The organism is Micromonospora sp. WMMD1102, from assembly GCF_029626265.1.
Classification (GTDB): domain Bacteria; phylum Actinomycetota; class Actinomycetes; order Mycobacteriales; family Micromonosporaceae; genus Plantactinospora.
In genome coordinates this window covers 6,747,066-6,770,243 of record NZ_JARUBN010000001.1, presented here as the reverse complement: position 1 = coordinate 6,770,243, position 23,178 = coordinate 6,747,066, and the positions used below count along the sequence as shown (strand labels likewise).

The window sequence follows — 23,178 nt, the reverse complement described above, 5'->3', positions numbered from 1 at the left end:
GACTCGATGGACCCGGTGGAGGTAGGAGCCATTGTTCATGACGGTGCAGCTACGGCGACCGGAGATGACCGAGAGCACCGCGAGACCTCGGTGTTCGTGTCCTTCGCGACCGACCAGGGCTGGCCGTCCCCGAACACTCGACAACAGGAGGCACGACACATGCACGACGAGCCCGATCGGCCGGAGACCTGCGGCGCCGCATACGTCACCGGCGGCCACGACTCGCACGGCACCGAGTGCGGCCTTACTCCCGGGCACTCCGACCCGCATCGAGGCGCGGACCCCTTCGGCGGTACCGGCCACGTGGAGTGGTCCGGCGGCGGCTCGGCCGGCAGCGACCCGCTCCCGTACCGCAACGTCCGCTGGACACCGTAACGCCGCATCCGCCGCCGTTCCAGCCTGCCTATCGTTCCGACGGGCAGCTATACCGGCCACCGGCACCCGGTAGGCCACGCCGCGCGGCGGGCGTCAGATTCGCCGCAGAAACCTCGATCGACTCCAGCCGATCGTCTTGATCGACCGGTAGAGGTAGGAAACATTGTTTGTGACGGCGCGGCCGGGGGTGCGACCCCCGGCCCGCCGCCCACCCGAACCACACGACCCGGAAAGGGGTGCCACCGTGGCACACGAACTCGAAACGTTCGCGAACGGGCAGACGGCCTTCGCCTCCGCGAGGGTGTCCGCCTGGCACCAACTCGGCACGATCGCCGACGCCTGCATGACCGCGCAGGAGGTCATGAGCAAGGCGTGGCTCGGCGGCTGGGAGGTCCGCAAAATCGCCATTCAGGGCATCGAGATCACCGCGAAGGGTGTGACGAAGGTCGACTGCCCCGACAAGTACATGACCGTGCGGACCAACCCGGTCACGGGCGTCACCGAGTATCTCGGCGTGGTCGGCGAGGACTACAGCGTGGTCCAGAACGAGCAGGTCGCCGAGACGCTCAACCTCCTAGTCGACGCCTCCGGCGCGCACTTCGAGACGGCCGGCTCGATGCGCAAGGGCCGGTCGGTCTTCGTGACCATGAAGCTGCCCACGGCAATGCAGATCGCCGGGGTCGACGACATGGACCTCTATCTCGCCGCCACCACCTCCCACGACGGCACCGCCTCGCTGCGCCTGGACGCGACCCCGGTGCGGATCGTGTGCGCGAACACCCAGGCATTGGCCTACCAGCGGTCGCGCGCCTCGTACACGTTCCGGCACACCTCGAACGTCAACAGCAAGATCGCCGAGGCGCGGCAGGCCCTCGGGCTGATGTGGAAGGCGTTCCGCGACTTCGAGACCGAAGCCGAAAAGATGATCAACGAGTCGCTGACAATGGGCGAGTTCGAGAAGATCATCGCGCAGGTGTGGCCCCTCGCCGACGACGCCTCCGACACGGCGAAGAACAACGCCAAGCAGCGCACGAACATGCTGCGGTACCTCATCCGCGACGCCGACACGCAGAAGGCGATCAAGGGCACCCGGTGGGCCGGCTACCAGGCCATCACCGAGTACGTCGACCACTTCGCCCCCGCCAAGACCGACCTCGTCCGCGCTACGCGGGCGCTGACCGGTGCCGGTGCGGACCTCAAGGCCCGCGCGTTCGAGCTGCTGGCGGTCTGAGGTGGGCCGGCATTGGGACCGGCGCGGGAACACCCCGCCGCCCGGCCCCGGTACCGGCGCGTACCCCGCGCCCGGAACCGCAGACGCCACCACCGAGCCCGCCGTCACGCCACTGCGTGCGCCGATACCGACCGCCGAGGCGGTGATCGAGCTGGCGAACGAGGTGTGCGGCCACTTCGCGCGGGCTGCGGTCGCCCGCGCCATGGTCGGACACTCGGAGGGCGAGGCCGAGCACGCCAGGCTGACCGCCCGTGCCGAGCGGTTCGACGCGCTCGTGAACGAGAAGTGGCCGGCGTTGGTCGAGGCACTCCGTACGGGATTGCCCAGCGCGGCGCCATTGCAGGGACCCGCGCCCACCGCCGAGGCAGTGATCGCACTGGCCAACGAGGTGTGCGGCCACTTCGCGCAAGCCGCTGTCGCCCGCACGCTGGCCGAACACTCGGCCAGCGAGGCCGAACACGCCAGCCAAGCCGCCCGCGCCGAGCAGTTCGACGCCCTCGTCGACGAGAAGTGGCCGGAGCTGGTCGAAGCCCTCCGCACGGGACTGCCCAGCGCGGCGCAGATCGAGCGGTTCATGCCGGTCCGGCCGCTGACCAACGGCCACGTCGAGCTGCACGTACACGACACCTCGGCCCGCCGTTTCGTCGTGCTGCTCACCGGCGTCCAGGCCCTCGCCGTGGGCGCGCACATGACGGCGTACGGGTCGATCGTTCTCGACCGGATCGGCCAGAAGCTCGACCCGCTCCTGCCGCATGTGAAGGCCGCCCCGCCGTTCGTCCCGCCCGGATTCGCCGGTCAACCGGCCACCCCGGACGGTGCCGCCGGGCCACCGCCCGCCCATCCCTGACCGATCGCGACGTGCCGCGCGGCCACGGTCCGACCCCGGGCCGCGCGGCACACCGGCCACATCCCTTCTGACTCACCACGGAGTATCCGCATGAATCCAGACCGACTGTTCGACCTCGCCGCCGAGTTCGCCCAGGCGACCGGCAACGCCGAACGATTCCACGCTGACGCCGCCTCCACCACCGGCGACGCCCACACCGCAAACACCAAAAAGGCGACGGAATGGGAGGCCGCCGCCGCCCGCCGCCGCGAGCACCTGCGCGCCGCACTGCGCGAAGCATTACGCGGGACCGTCACGGCCGTACCGGACCGCAAGCTGCCCGTCGCCACCTGGCAGCGAGGCCGCGTCGAGATCCGCGCCACCACCACCGACCGCGCACGTGCCGTCCGAGTGCGATACACCCCGGCCCAGGCCCTCGCCGCCGAAGCCGCCCTCATCGCCTGCGCCGCCATCACCGACGAGCAGGCCGGCGGCACTCTCACCAGCATCCTCGGCGTCTTCCCACCCAACCCGAGCACCGGCGACGAGCCGGCCAGCGACGCAGGGACACCGGCATGACGACCTCGGAGAACACCGACGGCATCGGCGACGGACAACACACCCTCTGCGGCGTGCGGCTCGCGGGCGCGCTCGCCGCGCTCGGCCTGGTCGACCCCGTGTGCGCCGAAGTGCTGACCCTCCTCAACCTGCGCGTCTACCCCGGCAACGCCACCGCCGGGGACCGCACCGCGTACGTGGTGCTCGACATCCACGGCGTCTCCATCGGCGTCAAACGCCGTGCCGCCGACCTGTACCTGCACGCCGACACCACCGAGACCGACGACCGGCTCATCGCCTTCGAAATCAACGGCGGCGGCGAAACCGACCACCCCACCCGCTAACCCCTTCCTCTGAACGGAGTACCGATGTACCGATCCATGGAAGTCGGCGACACCGCCCGAGTCATCACGCCGTCCGACGCCACCGAGTACCGCCTCGGCACCGTCACCGACGTCCGCTACTCCACCCCGCACACCACCTACGCCCTCGACTACACCCTCCGATTCCCCAACGGCACCGAACGCACCTACCCGGCCGAGCACGTCGTGCAGTGCACCCGCACCGACGACCGTGCCGCCCTGGAAAAGGCGTTCACCAAGGCGGCCGTCGCTTTGCGCGACGCCTGCCGCATCGCCCACGACTTCGACGCCGACCTCAGCAGCGAAACGGCGAGCCTGCTGCGGCGGCTGGTCGACCTCGCCCGCCTGCACCTCGGGCCGACTTTCGACCCCGCCGCGTGGCCGCACAGCGGCAACCAGGACGGAGGTGACCAGTAATGCCACCGCGCTCTCCCCAGCCGGAGGACTTCACCTGGTCTCCAGAGCGAATCGCACTCGGCGTGGGCGCAGCGCCGGACCAGGAATCGCTCTACTGCCGGCGGTGCCGCCGAGGGCTCAGCATCCGCTTCAACGACCTCGGCCTCATCGTCGGCTACCTACACGCGGCCGAGCAACGCGGCCAGCGCATCGACCACCGCCCCGAGCCCGCCCCCATCACCGAGATCCCCGATCCGATCATCGAATGCGACTTCTGCTCCGCACCCGAGGCCGCCTGGATCTACCGAAGCGCGAACCAGGTCACCGAAGCGCGCCGGATCACCGGACAAGTGGTGTCCGTCAACGACTACCGATCCCGGCACCACGCGGCCAGGGTGCTCCGCACCGACACCGAGCACGCCCTCACAGAGTCGTGGGGCGAGCGGTGGTCGGCGTGTCAAGGGTGCGCGGACCTCGTCGAGGCCCGCGACCTGTACGGGCTGATCCGCCGCGTGGTCGATGCCCTACCCGCGAAGGTCAGCCGAGGCAAACGCCTGACGCGGCTTCGGTGTGAGCTGCACGACAGGTTCTCCGTAGTGTTCGACACCCTCCAACCCGGCCGAGGCAAGATCACCCCCGGCCACCCGCTCGGCATCTGGTCCGACGCACCGGGAGAGGCGTCATGACGGCCACCTTGCGGCACGAGCGGGCCGCCTTCACCCACGCGAAGGCCCGCCGACGCATCGGGCCGGTGTGCGGAGCCGACGACGGGCCGCTGACCTGTTCTCGCCGACTTGTTCGGGCCCCACTGCTCCATCGATTCCTGGACCCGCCACGTCGATTCCAGAAACCTGCGGCCCCACATGGGCGTCGATGGCTGGCGGCGTTATCGCGGCCCCACCGGTTCGCGTCGCTCAGCGCCGAGTTGCTGCCGCGCCGGTCTTCGACCGGCTTGCCACCGAATCGCCGCCCCAAGGCGTCGCTGGTCGGAGCGCAGCTCCACGGCGTTGGCGGGTTGGTGGCGGGTTGGTGGGGCTCCTCCGGCCGAAGTACGACCGTTCCGGCTTCTGGGACTGGTGGAGCCAACTGGAACTGGAGTTTCCATCGAGACATGGACACATTCCGTGGCTGGAGGGTCCAGAACTTGCTGGAGAGGTGGGGCCCGAAAGGCCCGGAGAGAACACGCTGACCCGTATCACCGAGGATCCGCACCTCGTGGACTGCCCGGACTGCGAAGGACTGGCCGAGATCGACGCACTTCCCGACGACGCCGCCGCAGGCGATCCCCGCGTGATCGAGCTGCTGCGCGAGGCGAAGCGCGGCAACTTCCGCAAGATCGACGGGGTGGTGGTGGACGCGACCACCGCCGCCGCCATCCTGACCGTGTACGACGCGATCAAACCCGCCACCCGGGCCAAACTCGCCGCGCTCCCCATACACCTCATGGCGCAGGCGGCATGGCGGGCGCTGCGCCCGGACGACTAGCCAGGAGTGGGACGGTGGCCGGCGGGCACACCCGAGGGTGCGTGCGACCCCGACCGGCCACCTCGCCCACCCGGGCCACCTGCGGACCACACGACCGCCTCTACCCGAGCCGGGCGTACCGCCGATCCTACGGCGAACCCCGCCCGCCTCGGCCCCACGGCGACGACACCGAGCCACCCGCAGGGGAGGATGGGCGACATGGCACGACGCGTGATCGACGGCAGGACCGCCCTCGACCGGGCCGGCGTCGCCGCACACACCGGCGCGGCCTACTCCACCGTCAACCACTGGCACCGCCACCACGCCCGATTCGGCTTCCCCGAAGGATTCCACCACGACGGCCGCGAGTGGTTCTGGCTCGACGACATCGACGCATTCCACGTCGCACACCAGACCGCGAAACGCGCCGAACTGACGAAGGTCGACCGCCGCGGCAACTCCGAAGACCTCATCGGGTCCGGCGCGGCGGCGAAGGTCCTCGGCTATGGCTCGTACCGCAACCTCCCCGACACCCTGTACGACCACCCCGACCGAGTGGAGGTGCTACCGGACGGGCGGCTACGCCGCCTCTGGTTCCGGCGCACCGTGTGGGCCGTGGCAGACGCCCGCACGGGCCGGCAGTCCACCGGCCGCACCCCCGGCACCACCGGAGCCCGCAAGCCGCACACATACGCCGACGATCCTCGGCTTCCGGCCGCCATCGCACTCCTGGCCGAGGCCGACCGCACCGGACGTGACCGGCGCGGCCTCGGTGTCATGTTGGCTCAGCAACTCGGCATCACTGAACGCACCGCGCAACGGCTGCTTGCCGCCGCGTACGCCGCGAGCGGTATCTCTTCCAGGCAAACGGCCTGAGTACGACAGGTGCCGCCGAGGCCGGCTGACGGACTCGGCGGCACCTGTCGCGCGAGCTGTTCAGTCTTCGTCGTCGTCCGCCCCCGCCCGAGGGGTTGGCACCTCCATCAGGTAGCGCAGCGCGCCGTTGATGTCGGTTCCCCGGGTAGAGGCAGTCCGCTCCAGCACGTCATACACGTCGTCGGCGACCTCGATCGTGTGCAGCGTGGACGTCCGATCGGTCATGTGTGGTCCCTCCTGACAGCGTTGGAATGGTGCCCGGCGGGCACCCGGGCCTATCCACGCGGACCTCAACGCGGCGGTCAAGACCGCCCATGATCGTGGATCGCAGTTGGAGCCACCTGCACACGGCCACCCTGGCCCCACCCGGTCGGGAGCAGCCGAAGCGTCCGGCGCTCACCGACCGGGCACTCGGTGCTAACGAGCATCTCTTTGGCCGCCGGGAGCTTGAGGGCATCGCGTTGGGACCAGTTGCGGAGCGTTGCTTCGATGTGGTCCGTCCGAACCGGACACTGGCGGTCAGGTAGACGATCCGGGGCCGTGCTGGGACTCATGCACCGCAACGGCCAGGCCGACCTCCTCCAGGACCTGTGCTGGAGTATCGCCGCCACGATTGGCGGCGAGCTGGGCAAGCAGGGAAGCCAGGGCGATCAGGCCGCTGATGGTCGTGCCGGCCGTACGTTCGTTGATTAGCGGCGCGATGCGGTCAGCGAGTGCCTCGCCATCGCTGCCGGCCTCGATCGCGAGGGTTACGACGGCGATGGCGTGCGTGACTCCGTCGGCCGAGGTGGTCATCGTCCGATGCTACGACCGAGGACGACGGAGCGGGATAAGTTCTCGTGACGCCTGCGTAAGGACCGGCCGGGTAATCCTCGTATCGGAGTCGATGAATATTGGAGGTAGTGGGTCAGCTCCGAGCAGTAGGCTCCAGTCGGCGAACAGCGCTGGTAATGCGACTCCCAAGATCAACGCATGCGTCCAGGCGAGCGTGTACGTGATGGCGAAGACCCGACGGCCAGGTCCGTTTGCCCGAGCCCAAGGTTCGTCGCTGCGATGAGGGTGCCGAAGAGGCCGAACAGGCCGTAGAGGACGGCGACGAAGGTGACGGCCGTCACCGGTACGACGGAGCCCGGCCCTCGTTGAGGTTCCGGGCTCCCGCACGTCTTACCTCTCGCCTGGAAGTCCTGGCTCGGGCACTGGCGTCAGAAGGTGGTGGGCATCGATATGCCCGTAGGTCAGGGCGTAGGCCAGGTTGTTGCGCCACTCTTGGATGACCCCGTATCCGTCTCCTGGCGTGGTGTCGCCGGTGTTGGGGTTGATAGCCGTCGGAACAAGATCGGAGCGGTGCGACCTAATCTGGTCGGCAAGAAGAGAAGCAGAGTCGGCCCTGTTGCGAAGATCCTGGTGGTCCGAGTCGCGGTAGACGGTAGCGACAAGCTCAAGCAGCGCGGCGAGGCCATCCAAAATGCCGCAAACAGGCATTGCACCACGCGGGAAGCCTTCAGACATAGCCAAACTCCTGACAGTCGAGGATGCCGTCCCATCAAGACTGTTGCCTCCGGCCGGGTTTGTCGACGCTCGGCTATCGACCACTTTCCTGTCGTTAGTCGGACCGGTGCGGAGTGTGGTTCACCGCGCCGTGGCCGCAGGCTCGCTGACGTGCGGCTTCCTCGCGCGTTGGTTTTTGTCCGGTGCGGTGGTGTTGGCACGCTTACGCCGATGTAGCGGGGCGGGAGCCGTTGACCGATTGCGCCTCCTGGCGCAGTGCGGCGAGGAGTTGCGAGACCGCGCTGTTGCGGATCGAGTGGCCGCTCTGGCGTAGCCGGCGGGCGAGGGCGTCTCGGCTGACGGTGTGGCCGTCGCGGGTCAGTTCGTCGCGGGCTGCGCGGGCGGCGGGTAGCAGCGGTACGAGGTCCGGGGCGAGGTTAACATCGGCGTCGTCTGGTTCGTCGGACGAGTCGTCATCGCGAGATTCCGCGTCGAGGCCGTGACCAGTCTCGCGGCGGTCTGCTTCATCCTCGCCTACGGGGCGTTCGACGGTGTCGAGAGCCGTATCGAGGCCGGATGTGCCAGCACCCACGTAGACGGTCGACCGCTCGGGCAGCGCTCTCCGATCGGGTGGCACGGTATCGCTGGTGCTGTGCGCAGGTGCCACGGGCGCCGGTGCGGCGGTTTCAGCCGGGGACGGCGCGGCGGGTACGTCGGCCGGCACGGCGTGTGGTTGGCGTTCGGCTTCGCGGCGGCGGGCGGCGAGTTCCACGAGTGATACCGAGGCGACGATGATCAGCCCGTCCACTGAGAGTGGTAGGAGGTAGGGCACGGTGCCGGTCTCGCCGTAGCGGGCGACGACTCCGACCATGTGGTGGTAGCTGATCCAGGCGGCGATGGCGGCGATGGCCGAGGCGGCGACGATCCGGATCACGCCGAGTGAACGGCGGTGGACGGGTACCCGGGTGACCAGCTCGACGGTGATCAGCAATGCCAGCGGTGGCCATGCCGCGATGGCCTGGGAGATCGGGTTCGCTCGGGCGTGCAGGATGTTCGCGGTGACGGAGGCGGCTACGCCGAGGGCCAGTGTCGCTCGCACGGCCCATTGCATCCCCTGAAGTCGGCTCTCGTTCATGGCCGGCCTCGGCTGGCCGGGGCGACGGGTCGGAGCTGTCGTTCGGCGAGCCGGCGGGTGGCCTGGGACGGTTCGGCGTCGCCGAGGTCGGCGAGGCGTTCCTCCAGCCGGCGAAGGCTGCGCCGTACGGCGTCGGGGCGGTGCTGGCGGCCGTGGATGCGCATGATCCGTTGGTACAGCTCCTCGTTGACCGGGTCGAGGTCGGCGGCGTGTTCGAGGGCGGCGATGGCCTGGTCGGGGTGGTCGGGTTCGAGGATCTCGGCGATGCGGGCGTGGGCGGTGATGATCTGGTGGCGGTAGCTGGTGGCGTAGTCGGTGGCCCAGGTGTGGTCGTGGCCTTCGGCGAAGTCGCCTGCGTACAGGTCGGTTGCCCGGCGTAGCGCGGCGAGCGTGATTGCCTCGTCGTCGCTGCTGGTGGCCTGGTCGATGGCGGTGAGCATCTGCCAGAGGTCCACGGTGACGGTCTGCGGGTCGAGCTGGTATCGGCCGGTGGCCGGGTCGTAGACGATGAACATGAGTTCGTCGTGGCCGGTGGCGGCGCGGAGCACCCGACGGGCGGAGGTGATGTCCGTTCGTACGCGTTTGACGGCGGCGGTCGGGTCGACGTCGGGGTGCAGGTGGGCGGCGAGCTGGTCGAGGCTGCGGCCGGCGGGGTGGGCGGCGAGGACGGCGAGCGCGGTGTAGGAGCCGCTGCGCATTCCGGTGGCGATCGGGCCGGCGTCGGTGGCGACGGTGACCGGGCCGAGCACCCGGAGCCGGACCAGGGCCGCCGCGTCGTCGGGCTGGACCGGTACCGGCTCGGTCGCCTCGACGGTCACCGCGGCCGGTGAGATCTCGGCCGGCGGATCGTCGACGTCAGCGCCGGCCTCGGGCCGGGCCAGGGTGTCGGTGAGCATGGTCAGGATGGCGGCGAGGTCGTCCGCGCCGAGGGTGGACAGCCGGGTCACCGGGTGCGGGTCGTCGCCGGTGGTGGTGCCGTCGGCGGTGATCTCGATGGTGGGGATGCCGTCGTGCTGGCCGAGGATGACGGGGTGCAGGTCCAGGGCGGCGCGGTGGGTGGCGACGGCCTGGAGGCGGGCGGCGTGCCGGGGGCTGGACTCGATGAGCAGCACGTACGGCGGTTGCGTCTCGGCGTGGTCGGTGCGGGTGTTGAGGTCGCTGATCGTCTCGGCGTCGAAGGTGTCCAGCAGCCGGCGCCGGCCGATCATCTCCTCCTCGGCGTGGGTGACCGCCGCCGCGATGTCGGCGAGCACGATGAGGCGTTCCCCGTCGTAGGCGGTGCCGTCGGGGTCCAGGCCCACCGCCGGGGCGTCCTCGGGCAGGAGCCGGGTGAGCAGGACGGCGGTCGTGACGACCACCGGCCGTCGGACGGCGGTCTTGGCCACGTTGGTGGTCAGGACGGAGGCGAGGATGGCGCGGGCCGCCGGTATGGCTCCGTCGCCGTGTAGGGCGACGCCGGGACCGGGCAGGTGGAACAGGCTGACCTCGGCGGCGTCGGCGTCAAGGCCGACCGGGGCCGGCACAGCCGGCATCGCGGGTCGGTGGTCGCCGGTGCCGGGGCCGAGGTGCCGGCTACCGATCGTGTCGACTCGGGCCAGAGATGGCGGTGTCGGGGCGGGTTGCGGCGCGGTGCTGGCCGGGGCGGGGAAGGTGAGTCGGGCGCGGCGGCGTCGTTGCAGGCGGAGCAGCCCGGCGACGGCGGCGATGGCAGCGGCCAGGCCGAGGCTGATCCAGCCCTGCGCCGGCAGGGTGATCCCGGCCTCCTTGTCGGGCCGGTCGTCGGAGGGGTCGGTGCCCGGCGCGGGGGTAGCGACATCGGGCGAGTCGGCGGGTGTGCTCGGTCCGGCGGCAGGGGATGATGGGGTGCTCGGTTCCGGGGTGCTGGGGGTTGGGGTGGCACTGGCCGGTGGCGCGGGCGGTGGGACGGCCGGGGCGGTCTCGGTGGCCTCGGATGCGATGGTTCCGGGGCCGCTGGACGGGGAATTCTCGGTGTGGGATGGCTTGGCTGCCGCTGGCGCCGCGCGGGCGGGGAGAGCGAGGACCCAGCCGACGTGGATCTCGTCGGGGTCGGTGAGGGCGTAGCCGTTTGCCTGTTCGTGTCCCCGGTTGAGTTTGTAGATCTCCCGCCAGCGGTGCGGGTCGCCGAGATACTGCTCGGCGAGGTCCCACAGGTTGTCTCCGGCGACGACGCGGTGTGTCCCGCCCGGGGCGTCGCGTGCCCAGGCGGGAACGGCGGGGTTGTCTCGGTGGGTGGCGAGCGGGCGGGCGGTGCTGGTGGCGGACACGTCGATGGTGAGCGCCGGGCGTGGGCTGTGTTGCGCGGTCGGCGGGGCGGCGGGGTGTGCGGGGGCGACGGTCACGGCCGGGCGGCGTGCGGCGTCAGCGGCAGCCGCACTCGCAGTCGCGGGGCTGGTGAAGGCGCGGGCGGCGTCGAACAGCACGGCTGCGACGACCGCGCCGACGAGGACGGCCGCGACCCATCGGATCGGGCCGCGCCGCCTCGACAGTGGACGAGGTTGGCCGCGCCGGGTAGCTGACGCTGCGGCGGCCACTTCGATGATCTCGATGGTGGTGTCGCGAAGGAACTGCGCCCACAGCACCCAGCCGATCGTGGCCAGCAGCGCGAGAACCATGCCATCGGACCACGGACTCGTGACCGCGCTAGACAGGCCGGCCAGGCTCGGTATCGCGTTGGGGGTTGGCCAGCCGATCCAGTCGAGGGGCCAGCCGGCCGCGACGATCAGGAGCCACGGCACCCCGGCGGTGAAGCCGGCCAGCACGGCGAACGCGAGCAGGGCACGCGCCGTCCGGGCGATGGCGGCGACGGCGCGCAACATGCGGGTCGTCCTCTCCCAATGCATAGGGTCAGGTGTTGGGGCCGGTGATGCCCTGCACAGCGGTGGCGGTCGCGGAGGCGGACACGTCGAGCTGCCGCACGCCAACGATCTGCAGGAGCTGCGCGCGACTGGTCCGCCGTACGGTCACGGTGACTGTGGTCGTGGTCGCGGTGGCCTCGCCAGTCGCGCCCGCCGAGGCCAGCCACGCCCGCGCGGCCGACGCGGCGCGGACGGGGTCGAGCACAGCAATGTTGCGGGTGCGGTACTGGTACAGGTCCAGCTCCTGCGCCCCGGCCCTGGCCGCCGCCTGGGCAATGTCGAGGGCACGAACCTTCTGCATGAGGGCCAAGCCGGCGTCGAAGACCAGCCCGGCCACGGCGAGCAGGGCGACAATCATCAGGACCGTGAACGCGGTCACCTGGCCGGAGTCGTCTCCGGTGCGCTCGCGGAGCCGCCGCCAGCGGCCGGCATCGGGTTGCCTCACGAAGCGCCGCCTCTCCACACGTCGATTGGCGAGGTCGCCGTGGCCCGCGTCGTGCGGGAGCCGGGCACGGACAGTAGGGCGAGGTCGGACAGGGCAACGGTGCACTCCACTGTCACGGTGACCGCGCCGCCGGGACGGAGCCCGCCGGTGGACACGGTGACATTGACCTGCTGGCAGGTGACCGCGCGGGCGGCGAGGGTCTCCCGGGCGGCGCGGTCGGCCTGGGTGCGTGCGGCGGCGTCGGCGCGGGCGAGGGAGGCGGACCGGGCCGCGGCGCTGGCGGCGGCATCGAGGTCCATCTGCGCGGAGACCAACCTCCCGCACAGCACCACGAACAGCAGCACAGCCACCAGCAGCGGGGTAACGAGGGTCGCCTCGGTGGTGCTCGCCCCCCGGTCGCCGAAGGCGATGACCTGTCGCAGCCGGCGGAGCAATCCGGCCCGGATCATGGTGCGGCTCCGCTGGGGGGTACGAAGCGCTCTACGGGTCGTACGACGGTGGCGCGGACGGTCCACCGGACGCCAGGAACCACGGTCGAGGCTGTCCCTACGATCTCGGCCCGGACCTCGGTGGCGGTGCGGGTCACCGACACCGACGGTTCCTTGAGGACGCCGTTGCCGATCGCGGCGAGGGTCTGCTCGCCCGCGTCCCGGCCGGCGGCGGCACTCGATTGGTAGCCGGCGGCAGCGTTGGCCGTCCGGGTCGCGGCGCTTTGAGCGATGTGGGTGGCGTGCATCCACACTCCGGCCTGGATGACGAACATGACGATGAGCAGCAGCAGCGGCATCGCGATGGCCAGCTCGGCGGTGGCGGCGCCCGCGTCGGAACGGGCAGCCACGTGCCTGCACCGGGTGCGTAGCCGCCGGGCCGCGTCGAGCGCCGGGGAAGGTGGGCGCTCGACGCGGTGGTTCCGGATGGCCGGCGGCATCGGTCAGCCGAGGTTGATGCTGCTGGCCTTGTCGGTCACCTTGACCGCGATGATGCCGATGACCACGACCCCGAGGGTCACCAGCACGGCGGTGACGAGGACGGCTTCGGTGGAGTAGCCGCCGTCCTTGGTGTCGCGCACCGCCTGCCAGCGGTGCCGCAGCTCGGCGGTGAGGTAGCTGATGAGAGCGGACATTGCGCGTTCCTCCAATGCGGTAAGGGATCTCGTGGCTGTTCGGGATTGGTGAACTGGCGGGCCTCCTACAGCCCGCCGAGTACGGCGGCCATCGCGGGATAGCCGAGGAAGATCAGGAAGCCGGCGAACAGGGCGACGATGGGAAGAGCCATGCGCTCGGTGGCGGCGTTGGCCTCGCCCTCGACGTCGGTGATTTGCCGTGCGCGTAGGGCGATGGCGCGGGAGCGCAGTGACGCGCGTACCTTCGCCCCTTCGGTGCCGGCGAGGCCGACGGTGGCGGCGAGCTGCTGCAACTCGGCGACGGCGACGCGGCGGCCGAGGGCGGCGAGGATGTCCCACGGTGGTACCCGGGCCAGCCGTGCCTCGGTCAGCGCGTACCGCAGTTCGGTGTAGGCGGGGCCGGAGCCGACCTTCGCCGCGTCGTCGAGCGCCTGGTCCACCCCCGCCCCGGACGCGAGGCTGATGACGACCAGATCCAGGAACGACGACAACGCGTCACGGAACGCGGCCCGGTGCTTGGCGACGTCCGAGCGCACCGACAGCTCCGGGGCAAGGAACCCGACCACGCCGAGCAGCAACGACGCGGCGGCCGGCACGGCGAGGCCGGAACCGACACCGCCGAGAGCGAGTAGCCCGGCGGCGACCGGAGGCAGCAGCAGCCCGAGCACCGTCGCGGTCGCCTGCTCGGCCAGGTGCAGGTCCACCGGCTTGTCAACGGTCGCGAGGTCACGGCGGGTCGAGGTCAGAGGCAGGCCGGTACGGCGCAGCCACCGCACCGCCGGGCGGCCCCACCGCCCCGACCACCCGAAGGTGCCGGCCTCGGCGGCGCGGTCGAGCCCGTGCGGGGCGTCAAGGGCCTTGTCCATGCGGGGTGGGCGGGGGAACCAGCCGACCACCAGGAGCCACAGCCCCACTCCGGTGCCGAGCCCGGCCAGGAACACCAGCCCGGTCATGTCGACGCCGCCTCAGCCTTAGCCGGCGCGGCGACCCCCGCCAATATCCTCGCTGTGTCGCGGTCGCGCATGAGTCGGCCAAGCCATGCGAACGCGGCGGCGAAGCAGCCACCGGTGGCCAGCAGCACGAGCTGACCGGCTGCCGTGTCGAACGGAGCCAGATAGCTTCGGTTGAGCATGGCGAGGAGCCCGGCCATCGCGAGGGTGGTACCGACGATGACCCGCGCGGAGGTGCGGTTGCGTTTGCGGGCGGCGGCGACGCGTTGCCGGGAGGCGACTTTCGCCCGCGCGGACGCGGCCAGCTCGCCCAGCACGTCGCCGAGCTGCCCGGCGTTGCCCCGTGCGGCCATCACGAGCCCGGCGACGACGAGATCGGCGGTCGGGTCGGTCAGCTCGGCGGCAAACGCGCGCAGTGCGTCAGGTAGCCGCCAACTGCGCCGTAGGCGCACGGCGAGGAGGGTTACCTCGTCGTGGATCGGCTCTGGGGCTTCGATCGCGATGGCGGTGATCGCCTGTTCGAGCCCGGCCGCGCCGGACAGGTTGTCCCGCAGCGCCTCGGTCCAGGTGGCGATGGCTTCGATCCGGGCCACCCGGCGGGTGTGGTCGCGGTCCGGGCCGATGATGGCCGGTAGCATCCACGCCCCGGCCGCTGACAGGGCCGCCGCGACCGGCCAGCGGGTCACCACACCGACAACCACACCAGCGGCAAGGCACAGGGCTACCCGCCGCCGGTCGACCCGCTCACGCGTCGAGGTGAGCCTCGACAGCCACGACTCGGTGGTGGAGTCGACGGGTCCGTTGTCCCGGCGCGACAGGCCCAACGTGACCAGCAGCAGCCCGGACGCGGTTCCGGCCCCCAGCAGGGCGGCGAGGGGCACCGTCAACACCATCACGCCCACCCCCCACCCGGGGCGGTGCGGGCCTCGTCGAGCAACCCCGGGTCGAAGCCACACCCGGCCAGCGCCGACAGCAGGCCGGTCGACGGCGGCGCACCAGGGACCGCCCGCCCATCGGGGCCGGGGCGGAGGATCTCGTTGCTGGACACGGCCAGCCCGTCCGCGCTGACCACCTCCCGCACCGAGGTCACCGCGCGCACCGCGCCGTCAGCGACAAACCCCAAATGCACGACCAGGTGCACCGCCTCGGCAACAAGGAGGTACGTGGTGGCTGCGTCGAGGCGTTCCGGCGCCTGCGCGGCGTAGATCAGGAGCTTGTTGAACGCCCCGGCGGAGGACGAGGCATGGACCGTCCCGAGGCTGCCGTCGTTACCTTGGCTCATCGCGTTGAGCATGGGGATGACTTCGTGCCCGCGGATCTCCCCGACGATGACTCGGTCCGGCGACATCCGCAGCCCAGAGCGGAACAGGCTGCTCATGTCGATCGCGCCCTCGCCCTCGACATTGGCCTCCCGCGACTGCAACGCCACCACGTCCGGATGCACAGCTTTGTCCGCGTCGAGGGCCAGCTCGTAGGCGTCCTCGATCGTCACGAGCCGTTCGTCGCGTGGGATCGCCGACGCAAGCGCGCGCAGGAGAGTGGTTTTGCCGGCGCCGGTGCGCCCGGCGATGAGGACGTTCAGCCTCGCCCGCACCGCAGCGGCGAACAGCTCCCGCAGCACCGGGTTGACGGTGCCGAGCTGCTCCAGGTCGGCCAGGGTGACCTTCACGTAGCCGTGCCGGCGGATCGACAGCGACGGACGCCGGGCCACCGACATGACCGCGTGCAACCGGGAGCCGTCCGCGAGCTGCAGATTCAGGATCGGCGCGGCTCGATCCCAGCGGCGTTCCTCCGCGCCCTCACCGCCGGTCTCCGCCCGCCCAGCGTCGGCGGCCAGGCGGCGGATCAGCTCCACCATCTCCGCATCCGAATCGGCGATCGGCCCAACCTGGCCGCGCGTGCCGTCGCTGTAGCGTACGAACACCTGGTCACAGCCGTTGGCGTTGACCTCCTCGATCCGTTCGTCGTTCAGCAGTGGTTGCAGGCCGCCCGCGCCGAGCAGCATGTCCGCCACCGCCCGGCCCACCCGCGACTCGACCTCCGGGCGCAGCGGCGCACGCCCGGCGTTCATCTCCTCCGTGGCGTACACGTCCAGAACCTCGCCGATCAACCGGCGCGTCATCGCCGCGCGCTCGTCGGCCGGCATCAGCGAACCGGTCGCCGTCTCGTGCGCCCGCGCGGCCCGGGTCAGCCGCTCGGCGACCTCCCGGCGGATGCGCCCCACCACCGCGATCTCGCCGGACTCGCCGGCCCCCAGGAGCGACGGAGACGGGCTGGTCATGGTGTCGTCTCCGTGGCTACGTCGGTGGGCTGCGGGGCCACGGCTGGCAGGTACGAGGCGAGGTCGGTCCACAGCCGCGCGTACGCGACCATCAGAGGCAGGCGACGCCACCGCCGGCCCGCCACCAGCTCCCCGCCGAGTACCCCAGCCGCCTGCCGGTCATGCGGCAGCGGACCGAGGACGCTCACCGCCTGCGGATCGAAGGCCAACTCCTGCCCGATGTGGGTTGCGAGGACATCCGCCACGTCCGCCGTCGAGTAGACGCCGCCCGCGCCGAGCAGCACCGCCAGGCGAGCCCTGCCGGCGTCGACCAGGTCGCCCAGGTACTCGCGCAGATGGGCCACCTCGTCGGCGTTTGCCCGAGCCAGCACTAACACCACATCGGCGAGCCGCAGCAACGGCCACACCGGGGAACCAGGCTCCAGCCGGCCGCAGTCCACCAGGACCACCCGATCGGAGGTGGTCAGCATCGTCCGGCCGCTGCCGGTCAGCTCCGGCAACGCGGCGCGGGTCTGCGCACCGCCCGCCGGGGCGACCACCACCGGCACCGCCGCCTCCTCCCGCACCGTCACCGGCTGCGACGCGGCGGCGAACACATCTCCGGAACTCGCCGCGCCCCGGGCGGCGGCGGCCAGGTCCACCACGCTCGGTGCCGCCGCCAACCGGTGCCGGCGCATCAGGTCCCCACCCGCCGGATCGCACTCCACCACCACCGGACGCGCCCACTCCGGCGCGACCGCGGCCAACCCGAGTGCCGTCGTCGTCGCACCCGGACGACCCTTCACGTACGTCACCGCCAGCAGAGGCATGTCAGTCCCTCTCGGGCGAGGTCTGCATCAGCACCACACCGCCGGACGGAGCTGCCGCCAACTGCGGCGCGTCTGACGCGGCCAGCAGGAGCGTGACGACGGTCGAGCCCTCGCCATCACCGGCGAGGTCAACTCTCAGCACCACGGCCGACATCCGGGCCGGGGCCGCCGCTGAGCTGGCCGCCGGAGCCGACTGGCCGCCGTCCCGCGCGGTCGTCGAGACGTAGACGGACACCCGCGCCCCCGCCGCAAGCCCTTGGGGATACTGGCCCGGCTTCAAGGCGAGCGAGGCGGTCACCTGCCCGCCCGGCGGAAACGCGGCATCCCCGAGCAACTCCGGGGTCAGCAGCGTCCCGGCCACCAGCGGCACCACCGCCGTACGACCAACCACCTTCACCGCTTGCGAGGCCGGAACCAGCCGCACCCCGGGATCATGGGCAGCGGAGACCTGCTTGAGGTCGGCAGCCGTGATCGGCTGCCCGGCCGTCACCGGCCGCGCGACCGCGAGTACCTGAACCCGGTCACCGAGCTGCGCGGCGCCGTAGGCGTAGGCCAGCACGCACACGATCACCAGCAGCCCGCCGAGCGCGACGAACGGCAACCGGCGACGCCGCCGAGCCGCCCGCCACGGCCCCCGCCCCGCCCGGGTCGTAGCCACCGTCGGACGATCTTCGCGACCTGTTTTTGGGCGCACGGAATCCAGCGCCATGACGTGTCCTCTCGGAATGCGGCGCTCGAACGAACTGGTTGGCTGGCTAGCGGACGACCGCCTGCGACTCCTGGACCCGGGTCGGCACCTGCCCGGTCGTGGTCAGCCCCGGCACCGTGCCGGACTGCCCGGCCCCGGCCCAGGTCACCTCCCACATGATCGTGACCGTCACGATGTAGCGCCCACCCGGTGCGCCAGCCGAGGACCGCTGGTAGACATGCCCGCAGTCAGGCGACGCCTTCACCGGATTGGTACCCGAGGTCCACTGGGTTCCCGGCCCAGTGCACGTCACCGTCACCCCGTCACCCATCGACCAACTCGCCCTCACCGGCCGCGCCGTCGCCGTTACGGCGACCCCAGGAACCGAGGCGGTAGCCGACCGCGACCTCCACGACGCGGGGTCGAGCGCCAGCCACGCCGGCAGGTTGACGAGCTGGTCACCCGGCGGGTTCATGCGAATGCCGACCCTCGGCAGATCAAGACGCGCTCGTGCCTGCCGCGCCAACACCGCCGGGGAGACCACCGGTGGGGCACCCGCGATCCACACCACACCACCAAACGAGCTGTCATCGCCGTAGCACGTCCGGATGTACCAGCCGCCCTCACCGTCGGGCTGACCTCCGAGGGCTTCGATCGTGGAAGGCGACGGGTCGGTGGGCCCGTAGTAGCAGCCATCCGGTCCGGCCCACGCCCCGTCCCGCTCGCACGGAATCTCCTCACCGTCCGGGTTGCGGCACGTGCCATCCCCACCCCGGCCCCCACCGTTGCCGCCGTTCGGATTGCCCGGCCGGCTAGGAGCACCGGCGTTGACGTCACAGGCCGGGTTCGGGTCGCCCCTGCTGCACTCCACACCACCGGTACCACCATCGGCATAGGCAACTGCCGGCACCGCCACGAGCACCGCCACCGCGACGGCGGCCAGAGCCACAAGCCTTCGCGTAGCCGTCAGCATGTTCCCGCTTCCTCCAAGATGAATGAGCTGACCCGCCAGCCCTCGGCGGTCCGGTCGACGGTCGCGGTCGTCCGGTGCCTACCGCCAGGCTCGTCGTTGACTAGACCGCCGGACGCCTTGTGCTCCAACCACTTCTCGTCGTTGACGCAGTCCAGGATCGTGGCCTTGGTGGGGTCCCCCGCTGGCGTCAGAGCCGTGACCTTCGGGTCAATCACCAGCTCGCCGAGGATGACCTCCTTCTGCTGCCGGTTCGTGTGGAGCGCGGTGACGATCAGCCTGAGCGCCTGATGCGAGGCGTACCTACGTAAGACGGGGGCATCGGGATCCGACACCTTGCCCGCCTCCACAAAGGCATCCCACATGCCCCGGTACGCAGCAACAGCGTCACCCTCAGCGGCGGCGCTCGGCTCGACGGCCGCACTGGTCGGCGATGTCGCCGGGGTCGGTTGTGGCTCGCTACGGTCGCCGGAGTTGCAAGCAGCGCTAAGTAGCACCGACGCACCGACAGCACAAGCCAAGAGCAGGCGAGTCAACACCTGCCACCTCCTAATTTCCTGAAAGGCCGCTGATGACAGTCAGCTTTGCCAAGCGTCACGCTGGCAACAAATCACCGACCGTCTCCAAAGTCGCCAGTCGCTTTTTGCAGCGTGACGCCGCACAGAGCGCTGAATGCTGCGGATTCCGAAGAATCGCACGAGCGTCGATGGCACTGGTCATGCCGTAACAGGACCAGCACCAAGAACACCGTCGGCCCGAACGCCTGCGTAATTTCGATGACAGCCCCAACGTATCCGCCTTGGGTGGGCGCTGTATAGGTGACACCTGTTGACTCCATGTGTCGCCTGGTGACGCCTGTTGAGTCGTATTGAGTGGGCCCAACGGCGTGCGCGAGCGGGCGGCCGTACCTTGGGACCAGGTGTGGGGAGCACGTCAAGAGGAGGCAACACAAGCCACGTAGCCACTGCCGTCAGAGACAGTCACCCTGTAGAGAGAAGAACTGATCTTGCATCGATTTCGTCACGGGAGGTGACGCGGCTTGATCGCGGCGAGGCACCAACAGGACCAAGGCGTGGACTACCAGCCGACCAGCGTCATGAGGCTGCTTGATCCCCACGGCGAGAGCGATCGGTGGAGCCGGCAGCACCGCGCGAGCGGCGAACGGACCCGGCATCAATGACGAGCAGCCTCGCCGCGACCGTCCTCGGCCTCGCCGGTGCGATAGCTGGCGTCCCGATAGCCGCCATCGCGTACGGCGCGCAGGGATCCGGCCCAGTTCGCCTACCCGCCCGATGGTGGACCGGCAGACCGGCACACCCCACAGAGGTGATCGGCACCGCCGTCCTCGCCGCCACCGCCACCGCCATCACTGGTGCAACCGTCCCTCCAGGCATCGCACTTCCGGCCTTCTGGCTCTTCGCGGTGCTCGGGGTAGGACTCGCAATCATCGACCTGCGATGCCGTCGACTGCCCCATCGACTCACCGGCTCGTTGTGGCTCTCCTCCGGCTTGATCTTCCTCGCCGCGGCCGTCCTGAGCGGAGATGTGGAGCCGTTGCTTCGGGCTGCCGGAGCCGGAGGTGTCACCTCGGCCATCCTGTTGCTCGTGGCCCTAGCCATGCCAGGCCAACTCGGCCTCGGCGACGTCGTACTCGCGGGTGCGATCACGTTCAATCTTGGCTGGCTGAGCTGGCAGGTAGCAGTTGCTGGCCTCTTGGCTGGGTTGGTTTTCCAAGGCTCCGTGGGCATCGCCCGCGATAGCAAACGAGCAGGCCGTGCCAACCCGTCGCCAACGGGGCCAGCACTGGTCGCCGGCTGGCTGCTGGCCGTCGCGTTCGCCGCGTAACGACACTCGGCTATCGCTCGTCCGGTCCGACGTAGAACAGTCCTGTGTTGGCGCCATCTCCCTGTCGAGCGTTCGGTCGCCGCCCCCCGGGCTGCGACAGCGGGTCGGGCCTGTAACCGACTCATCCCCGACGCGGGCGTGTATCTCGGCGAACAGCAGGGTGGCGATGATGATTTCTCCGTTCTGACGCCGGTTCAGGTACTGAATGTCCTCTCGTCCCGTTCGATCCGACGCTCCCCCCGATGCCTCACTGAGGCGGGGCGACGGCTCGACAGGCTGGCAATGCGATGGTCCGAACAGCTTTTCGTACAACTACCGTCCGGCCATTGAACCTAGCCAACGTCCGAGCCGACGATGGGTGTTGGGACGACTCCGGCGCGTGAGACCGCCGGCCGTCCTGCCTCGTGGTCGGATCTCGCGAAGGTCAGGTGCAAGCCGATGAATGCGCAGGTCGAACCGCCCCCTCTCGCTCAGTTCGTCCTCAAGCCGACGGTCTACTGCTATCACCGCTGCCCGTACTGCGATCTTCGGCAGGACTACTACCAGGGCATGGTCACGGAAAAGAAGCAAGCGCTGCGGCTGCTGCCCAGCAACGGGTCGACCCGAATCCCGAATCCGGGACACATGCCGCTGGACCTGGCGCTACGCAGCATCGATGAGGCGGCGGCGCTGGGCATGAAGGAGTTCCAACTGTCCGGCGGCGACCCGCTGCTGTATCCCCATCTGGTCGAGATCATCCAAGCGGCGAAACGGCACCCGGGGGTGTTCGTGTTCATGAACTCGGTAGGCACCGGTGTGACGGTCGAGAAGGCACGGGAGATCATTGACGCCGGACTCGGGGCGTGGAACTTTTCGGTGGACACCCTGGACCCGGCGAAGTACGCCAAGCTTCGCGGGGTCCGCAACGCCCTACCGACGATCATGAAGGCGATCGACACGGTTCGGCGGGCGGGGGCCGACTTCCCGGAGTTCCGGATGAACTACATGACCGTGATCACCCGCGACAACTTCCGGGACATCCCGGAGCTAGTGGCGCACTGCGTGGACACGGGCATCGCCTCGATCTACCTGATGAATGTCTACGGCGACACCACGGGGAAGTCGCTGCTCACCGAACCGGAGATCCGCGAGTTCCGGAACGAGACGGTACCGGCAATCATGGCGATTTTGCAGGAGAGGAAGACCGCCGAAATCGTCCAGGCGAACGCCGTGCAGGTGTTGGCCACGTTCTTCTCCCGGGAGAACCCCGACTCCAACTACGCGCAGGGCATCTACTGGCCGGACATGGCCTCCGTGCGCAAAGCCTGCACAGTGCCGAACTACTACGCGCTGGCCGAGCCGGACGGTCGGGTGCTGCCGTGCTGCCTGGTGGAGATCTCGCACGAGGGCGAGGTCGGCAACATCACGGACCGGCCGCTGAGCGACGTATGGACCGGCCAGGAGTTCGAGCGGTTTCGCCGTGACCGGATCTCGTTCTGCCAGCAGTGTTCGGCGCCTCGGCACATGACCTTGGGGCTGGTTCCGTCGATGTGTCGGCAGTTCCGTGGCTGAGCCGGACCTGCTGGCCTCGGTGGTCGTCGCGGTTTGCGGAGATGGCCGGGCTCGACGGCTGCTCGACTCCCTCACCCATCAGACGATCCCGCCAGATGCGTACGAGGTCTGGATTGTGGAGAACGGCAGCGCGGTCCTGGCGGATGTAGACGGGTTGGGCGGGGTGGTGCGGTATCTACATCTGCCCGTGGCGAACATGGCGGCGGCACGCAACGTCGGGCTAGCCGCCGCCAGGGGTCGGTTTCTGCTCATGACCGACGCGGATTGTGTGGCTCGCCCTGACTGGATCGAGAAGATGACCACGGGACTCGCCAGCGGTCGGTTCGGGGCAGTCGGTGGCGCTATCGAGAAGTACGAGCCGCGGACGTGGACTCAGCGGCACGCGATCACCGTGGTCGACGGGCAGACCTCGTTGAACTATCTCCCCGCTCTACATCTGCCGTACGTCGTTGGGGCGAACTCCGGCTTCGTCACCGAGTACCTGCGCCGGGCGGGTGGCTTCGATGAGGAACTGCGGTCGGGCAACGACGTGGACGCCTGCTACAAACTCGGTCTCGCCGGGCATCCGATCGGGCTGGTACCCGATGCGGTGATCTTGCATGAGGACCGGTCCGGGCTGGCCGCTCACTTCCGCCGGTTCCGGGGCTACGCCGTCTATCAGGTGTTGCTGTTCGCCAAGTACAGGCGGGTGTCGGGCAAACGGTTCGTGTTCGACACGTACCCATGGCGGCGCGCTGGACGGGCGCTGACGGCCGTTCCCGGGGCGCTGCGGGCGTTGGCCAGGGGCGACGGCGGACCGGCGTCGCGGGCCGCCCTGCAACTCGTGGAAGCGGCCGGCGTGCTCGTCGGCGAGCTGCACGGCGCTATCCGATTCCGCCAGCTCTACCTATGACACCTGACCAACGACACGGCTCACTCGGAGGAGGAGA

At 70.1% G+C, this 23,178-nt stretch carries 28 protein-coding genes; 12 read left to right on the top strand and 16 right to left on the bottom strand.

Features of this window, described 5'->3' with window-relative positions; translation table 11 throughout:
* Positions 1 to 159: 159 nt before the first annotated feature.
* The 9 genes from O7626_RS30505 to O7626_RS30465 all read left to right on the top strand — a co-directional run bounded on the left by O7626_RS30505 (position 160) and on the right by O7626_RS30465 (position 6,088).
* Complete coding sequence (locus tag O7626_RS30505; RefSeq protein ID WP_278064488.1) at positions 160 to 375, top strand: hypothetical protein; 216 nt, start codon at positions 160 to 162, stop codon at positions 373 to 375.
* A 244-nt stretch (positions 376 to 619) separates the two neighbouring features.
* Positions 620 to 1,606, top strand: coding sequence for a DUF932 domain-containing protein (locus O7626_RS30500; protein WP_278064487.1), 987 nt, complete (start codon positions 620 to 622; stop codon positions 1,604 to 1,606).
* Position 1,607: 1 nt separating this feature from the next.
* Positions 1,608 to 2,453, top strand: a complete 846-nt coding sequence (locus tag O7626_RS30495) for a hypothetical protein (RefSeq protein WP_278064485.1) — start codon at positions 1,608 to 1,610, stop codon at positions 2,451 to 2,453.
* A gap of 90 nt (positions 2,454 to 2,543) precedes the next feature.
* Positions 2,544 to 3,011: a hypothetical protein gene (locus tag O7626_RS30490; protein WP_278064484.1), complete on the top strand. Its 468-nt coding sequence runs from the start codon at positions 2,544 to 2,546 to the stop codon at positions 3,009 to 3,011.
* Complete coding sequence (locus O7626_RS30485; RefSeq protein ID WP_278064483.1) at positions 3,008 to 3,334, top strand: hypothetical protein; 327 nt, start codon at positions 3,008 to 3,010, stop codon at positions 3,332 to 3,334. Before O7626_RS30490 ends, O7626_RS30485 begins: the two co-directional genes overlap by 4 nt.
* 24 nt (positions 3,335 to 3,358) lie before the next feature.
* Positions 3,359 to 3,769, top strand: a complete 411-nt coding sequence (locus tag O7626_RS30480; protein WP_278064482.1) for a hypothetical protein — start codon at positions 3,359 to 3,361, stop codon at positions 3,767 to 3,769.
* A gap of 62 nt (positions 3,770 to 3,831) precedes the next feature.
* Complete coding sequence (locus O7626_RS30475) at positions 3,832 to 4,434, top strand: hypothetical protein (protein ID WP_278064481.1); 603 nt, start codon at positions 3,832 to 3,834, stop codon at positions 4,432 to 4,434.
* A 442-nt stretch (positions 4,435 to 4,876) separates the two neighbouring features.
* Positions 4,877 to 5,233, top strand: a complete 357-nt coding sequence (locus O7626_RS30470; protein WP_347404875.1) for a hypothetical protein — start codon at positions 4,877 to 4,879, stop codon at positions 5,231 to 5,233.
* A 189-nt stretch (positions 5,234 to 5,422) separates the two neighbouring features.
* Positions 5,423 to 6,088: a hypothetical protein gene (locus O7626_RS30465; protein ID WP_278064480.1), complete on the top strand. Its 666-nt coding sequence runs from the start codon at positions 5,423 to 5,425 to the stop codon at positions 6,086 to 6,088.
* Positions 6,089 to 6,148: 60 nt separating this feature from the next.
* On the opposite strand, the gene O7626_RS30460 is transcribed toward O7626_RS30465, so the two are convergent.
* The 16 genes from O7626_RS30460 to O7626_RS30385 form a co-directional block, all read right to left on the bottom strand.
* A complete protein-coding gene (locus tag O7626_RS30460) occupies positions 6,149 to 6,313 on the bottom strand; it encodes a hypothetical protein (protein ID WP_278064479.1) in 165 nt (54 codons plus the stop codon).
* A gap of 294 nt (positions 6,314 to 6,607) precedes the next feature.
* Positions 6,608 to 6,883, bottom strand: a complete 276-nt coding sequence (locus tag O7626_RS30455; RefSeq protein WP_278064478.1) for a hypothetical protein — start codon at positions 6,881 to 6,883, stop codon at positions 6,608 to 6,610.
* A gap of 369 nt (positions 6,884 to 7,252) precedes the next feature.
* The gene (locus O7626_RS30450; RefSeq protein WP_278064477.1) at positions 7,253 to 7,597 is read right to left on the bottom strand and encodes a hypothetical protein; all 345 of its coding nucleotides are present in this window, start codon (positions 7,595 to 7,597) and stop codon (positions 7,253 to 7,255) included.
* A 202-nt stretch (positions 7,598 to 7,799) separates the two neighbouring features.
* Positions 7,800 to 8,711, bottom strand: a complete 912-nt coding sequence (locus tag O7626_RS30445; RefSeq protein WP_278064476.1) for a DUF2637 domain-containing protein — start codon at positions 8,709 to 8,711, stop codon at positions 7,800 to 7,802.
* Positions 8,708 to 11,548 carry a BTAD domain-containing putative transcriptional regulator gene (locus O7626_RS30440; protein ID WP_278064475.1) on the bottom strand — a complete coding sequence of 947 codons (2,841 nt, stop codon included), beginning with the start codon at positions 11,546 to 11,548 and terminating at the stop codon, positions 8,708 to 8,710. The genes O7626_RS30445 and O7626_RS30440 overlap by 4 nt, the downstream gene beginning before the upstream one ends.
* Positions 11,549 to 11,576: 28 nt before the next feature.
* Positions 11,577 to 12,032: a pilus assembly protein TadG-related protein gene (locus O7626_RS30435; protein ID WP_278064474.1), complete on the bottom strand. Its 456-nt coding sequence runs from the start codon at positions 12,030 to 12,032 to the stop codon at positions 11,577 to 11,579.
* Positions 12,029 to 12,481 (bottom strand): TadE/TadG family type IV pilus assembly protein, encoded by a 453-nt coding sequence (locus O7626_RS30430; protein ID WP_278064473.1) that lies wholly within the window; start codon positions 12,479 to 12,481, stop codon positions 12,029 to 12,031. Before O7626_RS30430 ends, O7626_RS30435 begins: the two co-directional genes overlap by 4 nt.
* Positions 12,478 to 12,870, bottom strand: coding sequence for a TadE family protein (locus O7626_RS30425; RefSeq protein WP_278064472.1), 393 nt, complete (start codon positions 12,868 to 12,870; stop codon positions 12,478 to 12,480). The genes O7626_RS30430 and O7626_RS30425 overlap by 4 nt, the downstream gene beginning before the upstream one ends.
* Positions 12,871 to 12,963: 93 nt before the next feature.
* Positions 12,964 to 13,155 carry a hypothetical protein gene (locus tag O7626_RS30420; protein ID WP_278064471.1) on the bottom strand — a complete coding sequence of 64 codons (192 nt, stop codon included), beginning with the start codon at positions 13,153 to 13,155 and terminating at the stop codon, positions 12,964 to 12,966.
* 65 nt (positions 13,156 to 13,220) lie between these two features.
* Complete coding sequence (locus O7626_RS30415) at positions 13,221 to 14,108, bottom strand: type II secretion system F family protein (protein WP_278064470.1); 888 nt, start codon at positions 14,106 to 14,108, stop codon at positions 13,221 to 13,223.
* Positions 14,105 to 15,007 (bottom strand): type II secretion system F family protein, encoded by a 903-nt coding sequence (locus O7626_RS30410; RefSeq protein WP_278064469.1) that lies wholly within the window; start codon positions 15,005 to 15,007, stop codon positions 14,105 to 14,107. Before O7626_RS30410 ends, O7626_RS30415 begins: the two co-directional genes overlap by 4 nt.
* Positions 14,998 to 16,386 carry an ATPase, T2SS/T4P/T4SS family gene (locus O7626_RS30405; RefSeq protein WP_347404874.1) on the bottom strand — a complete coding sequence of 463 codons (1,389 nt, stop codon included), beginning with the start codon at positions 16,384 to 16,386 and terminating at the stop codon, positions 14,998 to 15,000. Before O7626_RS30405 ends, O7626_RS30410 begins: the two co-directional genes overlap by 10 nt.
* A complete protein-coding gene (locus O7626_RS30400) occupies positions 16,383 to 17,195 on the bottom strand; it encodes a hypothetical protein (RefSeq protein WP_278064467.1) in 813 nt (270 codons plus the stop codon). The genes O7626_RS30405 and O7626_RS30400 overlap by 4 nt, the downstream gene beginning before the upstream one ends.
* Before the next feature lies 1 nt (position 17,196).
* The gene (locus tag O7626_RS30395) at positions 17,197 to 17,796 is read right to left on the bottom strand and encodes an SAF domain-containing protein (RefSeq protein WP_278066381.1); all 600 of its coding nucleotides are present in this window, start codon (positions 17,794 to 17,796) and stop codon (positions 17,197 to 17,199) included.
* A gap of 154 nt (positions 17,797 to 17,950) precedes the next feature.
* Positions 17,951 to 18,856, bottom strand: a complete 906-nt coding sequence (locus tag O7626_RS30390) for a hypothetical protein (protein ID WP_278064466.1) — start codon at positions 18,854 to 18,856, stop codon at positions 17,951 to 17,953.
* The gene (locus O7626_RS30385) at positions 18,850 to 19,392 is read right to left on the bottom strand and encodes a hypothetical protein (RefSeq protein WP_278064465.1); all 543 of its coding nucleotides are present in this window, start codon (positions 19,390 to 19,392) and stop codon (positions 18,850 to 18,852) included. Before O7626_RS30385 ends, O7626_RS30390 begins: the two co-directional genes overlap by 7 nt.
* Before the next feature lie 787 nt (positions 19,393 to 20,179).
* Between O7626_RS30385 and O7626_RS30380 the strand changes: the two genes are divergently transcribed.
* The 3 genes from O7626_RS30380 (at position 20,180) to O7626_RS30370 (ending at position 23,141) form a co-directional block, all read left to right on the top strand.
* Complete coding sequence (locus O7626_RS30380) at positions 20,180 to 20,698, top strand: prepilin peptidase (RefSeq protein WP_278064464.1); 519 nt, start codon at positions 20,180 to 20,182, stop codon at positions 20,696 to 20,698.
* Between the two features lie 438 nt (positions 20,699 to 21,136).
* Positions 21,137 to 22,249 (top strand): radical SAM protein, encoded by a 1,113-nt coding sequence (locus O7626_RS30375; RefSeq protein ID WP_278064463.1) that lies wholly within the window; start codon positions 21,137 to 21,139, stop codon positions 22,247 to 22,249.
* Positions 22,242 to 23,141, top strand: coding sequence for a glycosyltransferase (locus O7626_RS30370; protein ID WP_278064462.1), 900 nt, complete (start codon positions 22,242 to 22,244; stop codon positions 23,139 to 23,141). The genes O7626_RS30375 and O7626_RS30370 overlap by 8 nt, the downstream gene beginning before the upstream one ends.
* Positions 23,142 to 23,178: the final 37 nt, after the last annotated feature.

Coding starts and splice junctions, on each gene's coding strand:
- O7626_RS30505 (WP_278064488.1), top strand. CDS start 160: ATGCACGACGAGCCCGATCGGCCGGAGACCTGCGGCGCCGCATACGTC.
- O7626_RS30490 (WP_278064484.1), top strand. CDS start 2,544: ATGAATCCAGACCGACTGTTCGACCTCGCCGCCGAGTTCGCCCAGGCG.
- O7626_RS30485 (WP_278064483.1), top strand. CDS start 3,008: ATGACGACCTCGGAGAACACCGACGGCATCGGCGACGGACAACACACC.
- O7626_RS30480 (WP_278064482.1), top strand. CDS start 3,359: ATGTACCGATCCATGGAAGTCGGCGACACCGCCCGAGTCATCACGCCG.
- O7626_RS30465 (WP_278064480.1), top strand. CDS start 5,423: ATGGGCGACATGGCACGACGCGTGATCGACGGCAGGACCGCCCTCGAC.
- O7626_RS30460 (WP_278064479.1), bottom strand. CDS start 6,313: ATGACCGATCGGACGTCCACGCTGCACACGATCGAGGTCGCCGACGAC.
- O7626_RS30455 (WP_278064478.1), bottom strand. CDS start 6,883: ATGACCACCTCGGCCGACGGAGTCACGCACGCCATCGCCGTCGTAACC.
- O7626_RS30450 (WP_278064477.1), bottom strand. CDS start 7,597: ATGTCTGAAGGCTTCCCGCGTGGTGCAATGCCTGTTTGCGGCATTTTG.
- O7626_RS30445 (WP_278064476.1), bottom strand. CDS start 8,711: ATGAACGAGAGCCGACTTCAGGGGATGCAATGGGCCGTGCGAGCGACA.
- O7626_RS30440 (WP_278064475.1), bottom strand. CDS start 11,548: ATGTTGCGCGCCGTCGCCGCCATCGCCCGGACGGCGCGTGCCCTGCTC.
- O7626_RS30430 (WP_278064473.1), bottom strand. CDS start 12,481: ATGATCCGGGCCGGATTGCTCCGCCGGCTGCGACAGGTCATCGCCTTC.
- O7626_RS30420 (WP_278064471.1), bottom strand. CDS start 13,155: ATGTCCGCTCTCATCAGCTACCTCACCGCCGAGCTGCGGCACCGCTGG.
- O7626_RS30415 (WP_278064470.1), bottom strand. CDS start 14,108: ATGACCGGGCTGGTGTTCCTGGCCGGGCTCGGCACCGGAGTGGGGCTG.
- O7626_RS30405 (WP_347404874.1), bottom strand. CDS start 16,386: ATGACCAGCCCGTCTCCGTCGCTCCTGGGGGCCGGCGAGTCCGGCGAG.
- O7626_RS30400 (WP_278064467.1), bottom strand. CDS start 17,195: ATGCCTCTGCTGGCGGTGACGTACGTGAAGGGTCGTCCGGGTGCGACG.
- O7626_RS30390 (WP_278064466.1), bottom strand. CDS start 18,856: ATGCTGACGGCTACGCGAAGGCTTGTGGCTCTGGCCGCCGTCGCGGTG.
- O7626_RS30375 (WP_278064463.1), top strand. CDS start 21,137: ATGAATGCGCAGGTCGAACCGCCCCCTCTCGCTCAGTTCGTCCTCAAG.